At 57.9% G+C, this 1,420-nt stretch carries 1 protein-coding gene; it reads right to left on the bottom strand.

Annotated features, from left to right (window positions below):
• Positions 1-24: 24 nt before the first annotated feature.
• The gene (locus CR103_RS21720; protein WP_099917955.1) at positions 25-1,293 is read right to left on the bottom strand and encodes an IS4 family transposase; all 1,269 of its coding nucleotides are present in this window, start codon (positions 1,291-1,293) and stop codon (positions 25-27) included.
• Positions 1,294-1,420: the final 127 nt, after the last annotated feature.

Raw genomic sequence — 1,420 nt, 5'->3', positions numbered from 1 at the left:
TCAATCCACCCAAGTTAAGACATTTCAGCAGTTTTTCTGAGTCATCTTCTTGTGTGGTTTTGCGCCTGGCTTTCGGGGCTTCAAACGATTCTCTCGATGTCGGTAGGTCCTCCCGGCAATCAACCCAAGCAGGCCGCGCAGCAGCACACCAACCTTTCTGCCGATTTTTGCGCCAAGCAGAAGTATGGGCATCAGCGGCTTGAGCGCGGTGTGGGCATAGGCATGGTTGATGCGTTTGTTTTCGGGCAAGTCGGCGTCGGCATGGGCGGTTATCGAGACCAGGGCTTGAAGATTGTCGCAGACGATTTTGGCGGCGACATCCTGCACCACTGCCTGCTGACTCAAGCCGGTGACGTGTTCGAGATTGAGGCGGTGCTTGAGCCGTTTGAACGCTTCTTCGATGCCCCATCGTTTGTGGTAGAGCTCGCCGAAGCAGTCGGCTGGAAAAAGCTTGTCGTCGAACAGATTGGTCATCAGCACGCGTTGTTCGCCATTGGGCAAGACGTGACGGACCAAGCGAACGCGCTGCGGCTTGCGCGGGCATTCGTAGTCCAGCGCGTCTTGCTTGTTCGGCGCACGCAGCATGACGATGCGCTCAATGGCGCCGGAGCGCACGAACTCGCGCACGCAGGCGTAGCCGCCATCGGTATTGTCGACTCGCATGCAGAATTTGATGGCGCGCTGGTTCAGTACGGCCACTAGCCAGCTCGCCGGATAGCCGCGATCGAGCAGCAGCAGGTCATCGGGGGAAAGACGATCGAGATGTTCGATCAGAAACTGGCGTTCGCCGCGCTCGTGGATACTGTGTAGGGAGGCGGCAAGCATCAGGTCTGGACCCGGTAGGAACAGGCCGAACAGGATTTGGTCGGCGAGGGCAGCGCGTTTGACATGACTAGCGCGCAATCCGAAACGTACGGTCGAGCCATCGGCGGCGACCAGGCGCAGCCCGCGCCAGCGCGGCACGAAGCCATCGAGCTCGGCGCGTGCGATCAGCCAATCGTTGAGTCCTGGAATGGCTACCAGGGACAGCTTGGCGCGCGCCTGCGCGAACGCCTGTTCGGACACCTCGTGCACAAGCTGCGCCTGCAGGCGCAGATGCGCAAAAAAAGTATCCATTTCGGCCTGAACGCTCATGCGCATGCCGGTCAGCATGATGGCGACCAAGGTCGCCAGAGGCAGCTTGCGGCAGCGGGAAAACGCCGTAGGATGATCCGGATGGCGGGCATCGCGGAGAAATTCTGTTGAGCATAGGCGGGCGGCGAAATCTTGAAACAGCGTGGTCAGAACGGACATGGCAGGCAGGGATAGTAAAAATCCATGCTGGACGCCGCGATTTTAAAGTAGTGTCAAGTAATTTTATGAAAATCTTGATAATAATTTACTGAAATGCACGCCATTCACTAACTTGGGTGGATTGGGT

It is taken from the genome of Massilia psychrophila (assembly GCF_002760665.1).
In the GTDB taxonomy this organism is placed as follows: domain Bacteria; phylum Pseudomonadota; class Gammaproteobacteria; order Burkholderiales; family Burkholderiaceae_D; genus JAFCUW01.
Note: the sequence above shows the minus strand (reverse complement) of the source record. Positions and strands in the feature narration are given on the sequence as shown.

What these genes read in the sequence shown, in the direction of transcription:
- CR103_RS21720 (WP_099917955.1), bottom strand. Translation starts at nt 1,293, where the DNA reads ATGTCCGTTCTGACCACGCTGTTTCAAGATTTCGCCGCCCGCCTATGC.